The sequence below is a fragment of the Bacteroidetes Order II. bacterium genome (assembly GCA_016788705.1).
In the GTDB taxonomy this organism is placed as follows: domain Bacteria; phylum Bacteroidota; class Rhodothermia; order Rhodothermales; family UBA2364; genus UBA2364.
Genome location: JAEUSQ010000065.1, coordinates 157176 through 163768, shown reverse-complemented (window position 1 = coordinate 163768; position 6593 = coordinate 157176). Strand labels below are relative to the sequence as shown.

Annotated in this window: 7 protein-coding genes; 3 read left to right on the top strand and 4 right to left on the bottom strand. The window is 46.7% G+C overall.

The features are described 5' to 3' along the window. Positions 1 to 392 precede the first annotated feature (392 nt). The 3 genes from JNN12_17455 to rplU all read right to left on the bottom strand — a co-directional run bounded on the left by JNN12_17455 (position 393) and on the right by rplU (position 3404). Complete coding sequence (locus JNN12_17455) at positions 393 to 2501, bottom strand: S9 family peptidase (GenBank protein ID MBL7980127.1); 2109 nt, start codon at positions 2499 to 2501, stop codon at positions 393 to 395. Between the two features lie 280 nt (positions 2502 to 2781). Further along, positions 2782 to 3054 carry a 50S ribosomal protein L27 gene (rpmA, locus tag JNN12_17450; protein MBL7980126.1) on the bottom strand — a complete coding sequence of 91 codons (273 nt, stop codon included), beginning with the start codon at positions 3052 to 3054 and terminating at the stop codon, positions 2782 to 2784. A 38-nt stretch (positions 3055 to 3092) separates the two neighbouring features. Next, a complete protein-coding gene (gene rplU / locus JNN12_17445) occupies positions 3093 to 3404 on the bottom strand; it encodes a 50S ribosomal protein L21 (protein ID MBL7980125.1) in 312 nt (103 codons plus the stop codon). Between the two features lie 138 nt (positions 3405 to 3542). Between rplU and JNN12_17440 the strand changes: the two genes are divergently transcribed. Both JNN12_17440 and JNN12_17435 read left to right on the top strand, forming a co-directional pair. Then, on the top strand, positions 3543 to 4196 hold the full coding sequence (locus JNN12_17440; protein MBL7980124.1) for a fumarylacetoacetate hydrolase family protein: 654 nt from the start codon (positions 3543 to 3545) through the stop codon (positions 4194 to 4196). Positions 4197 to 4378: 182 nt separating this feature from the next. Beyond that, entirely contained in the window at positions 4379 to 4771 is a 393-nt protein-coding gene (locus JNN12_17435; GenBank protein MBL7980123.1) for a hypothetical protein, read from the top strand. 82 nt (positions 4772 to 4853) lie between these two features. On the opposite strand, the gene JNN12_17430 is transcribed toward JNN12_17435, so the two are convergent. Further along, entirely contained in the window at positions 4854 to 5786 is a 933-nt protein-coding gene (locus JNN12_17430; protein MBL7980122.1) for a DMT family transporter, read from the bottom strand. A 138-nt stretch (positions 5787 to 5924) separates the two neighbouring features. Here JNN12_17430 and JNN12_17425 point away from each other — a divergent pair, with 138 nt between their 5' ends. Beyond that, positions 5925 to 6581, top strand: a complete 657-nt coding sequence (locus JNN12_17425; GenBank protein MBL7980121.1) for a bifunctional 4-hydroxy-2-oxoglutarate aldolase/2-dehydro-3-deoxy-phosphogluconate aldolase — start codon at positions 5925 to 5927, stop codon at positions 6579 to 6581. Positions 6582 to 6593: the final 12 nt, after the last annotated feature.

Below are 6593 nucleotides of genomic sequence, written 5' to 3'. Positions count from 1 at the left end.
CAAGTTAGGCATGAAGGGTTTTTAAGTGCCAAGTGCCAAGTACGTCGCTCTCGCGAAAACGGGAATCCATTTTGTAAAATGCTTAACATAAACTAATTGGCACAGCGTACTTAATAGAAGCTAATTTTGTCTATGTACTTAATAACCTACTTTAGATATCATAGCAATATTCTTTTATTTATTTGTTTTTATTGAACTTACATCCTTCTCGAAAAATTGTAGGGGCTGCGGCTTGTTTTCATTGCTCAATTTCTGCAATGCTCGATAGCTTGCCCTTAAAGGCTTTTTCAGTTTGATCGTAAACGGGATAAACGGCTTTCTATTTCTTGAACTCACGAAATAAAAAGCCCTCTCAATGTAGAAAAGGCCTTTCAACTCGTCAAACCAGTTTCTTAGTATTTCATTTCCAATACTTTAACTAAAAAAGTCCATTTGTCTGCTTCGTCCTCAATGATCTTTGCCGTTGGTTTCCCAGCCCCATGCCCGGCCTTGGTTTCGACACGTAGTAGGATGGGGGCACTTCCCCCTTGTGCTGCTTGGAGTGCGGCGGCATACTTAAAGGAATGCGCGGGAACCACCCTGTCGTCGTGATCGGCAGTTTGGATGAGCGTCGCTGGATAGGCGGTTCCAGAGCGGATATTATGCAAGGGGGAATAGGCATAGAGCGTCTTAAAGGCCTCTTTATCGTCCGAACGACCATATTCTGATGCCCAGGCCCAGCCAATGGTAAATTTATGGTACCGGAGCATATCCATCACGCCTACTGCTGGGATCGCTGCGCCAAAAAGTTCAGGGCGTTGGTTCACCACTGCTCCCACCAGCAAACCGCCATTAGAACCACCATGAATGGCCAGTTTAGGTGTGGAAGTATATTTTTGGGCAATTAAGAACTCGGCGGCGGCAATAAAATCATCAAAGACATTTTGTTTGCGGTGCAACATGCCCGCTTGATGCCAGTGTTCGCCGTATTCATTCCCACCCCGCAAATTGACTACTGCATATACGCCACCCATTTCCAGCCAAGCAAGGTTACTGACAGAGAAGCCGGGTTTCATGCTGATATTAAAGCCCCCATATCCGTAGAGTAATGTCGGATTTTGCCCATTCAGGACCATTCCTTTTTTGTGACTGATAAACATGGGGATGCGTGTACCATCTTGCGAGGTATAAAAAACCTGCTTCGTCTCGTAGTCGTTAGGGTTAAAACTCACTTTAGGTGCGCGGAAAACGGTGGTTCGATAAAGGTTGAAGTCAAAACGATATATGGTGGCTGGGGCGGTATAGCTGGTGAAAGCAAAGAACATTTCGCGCCCACGTTCTTGGCCATTCAAGCCAGATATTGTACCAATACCGGGCAATGGAACCATTGCCAATAGCCGTCCAGAAAGGCTATACCGAGAAAGCTGGGCTTTTACGTCTTGGAGGGTTTGTACCACAAACTGGTCAGCGATGAGCGAAACATTCTCCATTACCGAACTCCCTTCCGGTATGATCGTCCGCCATAACTTGGCATTGGGCTTCCGAATGTCCAATGCAATAAGTTTATTGTTGGGTGCCTGTAAATTAGTGGTGAAGTAGAATATATTTCCACGATTGGCGATATAGTTATAACGGGCATCAAATGCGTCGAAGAGGGGTTTGACTTCACTATTTGGGTGGGTCAGGTCTTTAAAATAAATCCGGTTCTTCGGATCTGTTCCTTCCCAAATATTCAGAATCAAAAACTTGCCGTCGTCGGTTGCGGTTGCACCAAAGCCCCAAAAAGGCTTATCGGGGCGGCTATATACCAAGACGTCATCACTTTGCGGCGTACCCATTTTATGGAAATAGACTTTTTGGTTGCTATTGACAGCTTGGAGGGCACTTCCTTCGGGTGGACGGTCGTAACGGCTATAATAGAATCCGGTGTTATTTTTTGCCCAAGAAATACCACTAAACTTGACCCACTCTATTAGATCTGGTAGGTCTTTTCCGTTAGATACATCCCGTACACGGATGGTCTGCCAGTCGGAGCCACTCTTGCTGGTGGAATAGGCCACGAGTTGTGCATTGCGGCTGGGGGCAATAAAGTTGAGGGCAACCGTTCCATCCACCGAAAGATCGTTGGGGTTGATCAGGCTACGTGCTGGGCCATCTAAACGATCTTGTACAAACCACTCGGATTGGTTTTGGAGGCCGGTATTATGGGCGTAAAAATACTTCCCGCCTTCCATAAACGGCACGGAAAAGCGTGGGTAGTTCCACAGAGTGGTAAGCCGTGTCCTAATTGTCTCCCGGACGGGAATTTTGCCGAGCCAATCGAACGTGACCCGATTTTGAGCTTCTACCCATGCGACCGTCTCGGTTGCATGGTCATCTTCTAACCAGCGGTAGGGATCCGACACCATCGTGCCATGATAATCATCCATTTGTGTTGCTTTGCGGGTTTCGGGGTAGGGCAGGCGTTGGGCGCTCGCCGTCTGGGCCAATGCAATCATGCACCAAAAGAGCGTGTACTTCATGTGGGAATTGGATGGTTTGAGCAAGGAATCACCCAGAAAATACAACGAGAAAACCGCTTTTTACAAAAATTCCGTAGCCAAAGATGGAGTATTCTGTTTGGAACTACAAGGTGGCCTCATATCAGGACACAGATAAATTGTTTTTGCTGCCATGGCATTCAAAAGCCAGTGAAGGCATCACAGCTATGCACTACCCAAAGTTCAAAATAATCAGCGTGGTGTTCGGTAAAAAAAAAGCCCATCCAAGATTGGACAGGCGTTATCATCTCAGAAGGGGCCATTATGCAGTGGCTTCTTCGGCAATCGGATCAATATGAACAAACTTGCGGTTCTTTTGACCCATGGTGAAGCGTACTGTGCCATGCGAAGTGGCAAAAAGCGTATCATCGCCTCCTCGCATCACATTAGAACCGGGATGGAATTTGGTGCCACGTTGACGGACAATAATGCTGCCTGCGGTTACAAACTGACCGCCAAATGCCTTAACGCCCAACATCTTGGGGTTGGAATCGCGGCCGTTTTTGGATGAACCTACACCTTTTTTGTGTGCCATGATCAAGTCCTGATTTAAAAATTGAGAAGAAGACCGGGTTATACAGTAACTGCCTGAATGGCAATTTGGGTATATGGCTGACGATGGCCATTTTTAACCCGATACCCTTTACGACGTTTTTTCTTGAATACAATTACTTTGTCTGCCCGAACATGGGTGACGACTTCAGCGGAAACCGAGGCCCCTGCGACAGTAGGAGTCCCTACTTGTACACCTGCCTCACTCGATACCAACAAAACCTGATCAAACGAAACGGCATCTCCAGGCTCAGCCGTCATTTTCGGAACATACAATTTAAGACCTTCTTGGACCTTATACTGTTTTCCGGCAATTTCTACGATTGCGTACATATTTTTTAAACCTTGTTTAGCGCGGGAGCGTTAGAAACGTATTTTGTTTCGTCTGCCCGCCAGGTGAAACGCGAATTTTATAGCTCATTAAGATACAGTATTCGTAAAAGTTGTTCAATAACCTAAATGGAGAATCTCATGAAGATTAATCTTCCCGGCTTTTCGGAATCCATCCGTCCCGGAAAACTGATTTGTATCGGACGCAATTACGCCGAACATGCAAAAGAAATGCAAAGTGCCGTACCAACAGAACCCATGATTTTCCTAAAACCTGCTACCAGTTTGGTTGGCAGTGGGGGACAAATCATTATTCCTGCACAATCACAGGAAGTGCATCACGAAGTTGAGTTGGTGGTGGCGCTCTTAAAGGGTGGGAAAAATATTCCAGTAGGCGATGCCTTCGCGCATGTGTCTGGATATGCCGTAGGTTTAGACATGACCGCGCGTGACCTTCAGGCGCGGGCCAAAAAAGCGGGTGCTCCTTGGTCGGTGGCAAAGGGGTTTGATACTTTTGCCCCCATCGGTGATTTTGTGGCGGCCCATATGGTGCCTGATGCGCAAGACCTGTTTATCTCGTTAAAGATCAATGGCGAAGTACGACAAAAAGGTCATACCGCAGACATGATCTTTTCGGTTGCAAGGCTGGTGGCTTATGCTTCTACCATCTTTACCTTGGAACCCGGCGACTTGATCTATACCGGAACCCCGGAAGGCGTTGGGGCTATTCGGAAAGGGGATGTGCTTGAAGCTGAGATTACGGGCCTCCCCACACTTTATATGACAGCAGAATAACAAAACAGTTATTGCGTATATAATAATGGACAGGTCGCGTGATAGATTAGACAAGTGGGCCAATGTATGGGGCCTAAATGGGGTCTTTTAGGCCCTGTTTCATTTTTGGCACAGTACTCGCAATAAGAAAAAATAAATCCATCCTCCGACATCAATCTTGAAGCAAAACTGGAGTTTCTCCCATGAAAAACGTATTTCGCCCCCTCACTTTTTCTACCTTTGTGGTACTGATCTCGCTTTCATTTTCAGCATGCGATCAGTCATTTTACGACAATGGTTATCCGGTGGTGAACTATCAAATCCCCAATATCGTTCTTGGACGCGCCGAAGCTTGGAGCCGGGATTTGATCGCCAATCCTAAAGTTTTCGTTCATACAGGTGGCGGCACATTGTATTACGATGCACGTAGTACAAATAATTCAGTGGCTGATGCTTATGTCCGGAATGGTTTTTTGTACGTGGTGGCAGGTGTTCCGGGGTCCGCAAGGGTGCGTGTCTCTGCCGAAGACAACGACGGCGAGTATGCGGAAACTGAATTTACCATCACCGTAGAAGCCAATAAGGCCAAAAACTGATTCTTAAAAATGTTTGGTAATAATGGAAAAGGGTGATAAACACCGTCTGAGACTTCGGTTTTGGGCGGTGTTTTTTTATGGCTTATGGCATCTTGGGAATCGAAAAAGTATGCGCTGTAATCAGAATGCCGCTGAAGACAATCAAACCAATGCCAAAAAGTGTCAATTCATCCGGAAAAGCGTCTCCCATGAACAAGCCAAATAGGATGGCAAATGGAATTTGAAGATAATTGATGGGGCCAACCACCGCCGGATTGCCCAAACTGAGGGCGCGGGTTACAAAAATTTGTCCCATCATTGCTGATAATCCCAAAAAAAGGAGAAACACCCATTCCTGTCCCAATGGCCAAATAAAAGGGGCCATCAAAAAGTCTAAAGCAGGCATTGACCATATCCGGCCCACGGATGTGCCGATGACGGGCAGAACGATACCTGATACCATGAAGGACAGTACAGTTGCACGATGGTCATAATAATGGCGTAGTTGGTTAATGGAAAGATAAGCGATGGCAGCCCCCAGCCCGCTCCATAAACCTAAAAGATGGTTTTTAAGCGAAATATCCAAATTAGGACGAAATATGAATAAAATACCTATGAAACCTAATAAAATGTGAATCCATTGGCGGAAAGAAACCCGGTTTCCAAGAAAAAGGGCGCTGATCAATCCGATAAAAATGGGATAGGTCAGGTTGTAGGTATTGGCTTCCGCCAGACGGATATGGGTCAGGTTGTAAAAGAAACCAAAAAGGGCTAGTGTGCCGACGATACCCCGAAATACAAGTAATCCCGGCTTGCCGCCCGTTTGTCGAAGTGGGCGTCGTAGAATGGTTGCACTGATAATCGTTACGCCAATAATGTTCCTGAAAAACATCAGTTCTACCGAAGGAAGTCGGTTGCCGAGCCATTTGGCACTTGCACCCATTAAGGCAAAAGAAAAGGCTGCTAAGGCCATGTTTACGATGCCATTTTGGAAGAATGCTGGAATGGTATGGGGGGAGGCAGGATGATTATTCATTGGATGAAATTAGCCTTCGCGATGGGGTTCCACCAAAGGTACAAGGAAAATTGATGGAATGCCTTTTTATGCATTTGGGGTTGCCTGATGGTTAGTGGGGTGGTATTTTGTCTTTTTAGGTATTTTCTTTTTCTGTCAATGACTGCTTCCGAACTCCAGCCAAACTTATTACGACACCCTGTGGTCGGTACTTTTTATAGCCCAGATACCCAAGCCTGCTGCGATATGATGGTCGCTGCCTATCGGGGAGGGTTACGCTTTTTTGAACTTCTCAACCGAGGGCCGGAAGTCATAGAAACCTTTGAAGCCTTGGTTTCTGTGGGAAAAGCCGAATGCCCGCAGGCTTTTTTAGGAGTCGGGACGGTGATGAATCGCCTTGATGCGGTGCGCTTTATAGGAAAAGGGGCTAATTTTGTGGTTTCACCCCATATTTCTGCCGAGGTAGGGAAGGTGTGTACATCTTCTGACGTGTACTGGATCCCCGGCTTTCTGACCCCTACCGAGTTACAGACGGCCATTGATCTGGGTGCAAATATGGTGAAATTATTCCCCGGCCCTACGGTAGGGACGGCACATTTGGCAGCGTTGCGGACAATTTGGAAAAAAATTCCGGTCATGGTGTCTGGAGGCGTTCCGGCAAGTAAGGAAGGCATTGATCCTTGGATGGCGTCTGGAGCGAATGTGGTGGCGGTGAATATGCGCAAAATCTGTCCGGGAAGTTGGGATAGTGGCCACTTTGACGAGATGGAGCCGTTTTTCCAAGATTTGTTCTTGGCTTTGGGTGTAACCAGTTGAACTTTGTGACGT

Bases quoted from the DNA above. Each gene is read 5' to 3' on its own strand.
- JNN12_17455 (MBL7980127.1), bottom strand. From the start codon at position 2,501: ATGAAGTACACGCTCTTTTGGTGCATGATTGCATTGGCCCAGACGGCG.
- rpmA (MBL7980126.1), bottom strand. From the start codon at position 3,054: ATGGCACACAAAAAAGGTGTAGGTTCATCCAAAAACGGCCGCGATTCC.
- rplU (MBL7980125.1), bottom strand. From the start codon at position 3,404: ATGTACGCAATCGTAGAAATTGCCGGAAAACAGTATAAGGTCCAAGAA.
- JNN12_17440 (MBL7980124.1), top strand. From the start codon at position 3,543: ATGAAGATTAATCTTCCCGGCTTTTCGGAATCCATCCGTCCCGGAAAA.
- JNN12_17435 (MBL7980123.1), top strand. From the start codon at position 4,379: ATGAAAAACGTATTTCGCCCCCTCACTTTTTCTACCTTTGTGGTACTG.
- JNN12_17430 (MBL7980122.1), bottom strand. From the start codon at position 5,786: ATGAATAATCATCCTGCCTCCCCCCATACCATTCCAGCATTCTTCCAA.
- JNN12_17425 (MBL7980121.1), top strand. From the start codon at position 5,925: ATGACTGCTTCCGAACTCCAGCCAAACTTATTACGACACCCTGTGGTC.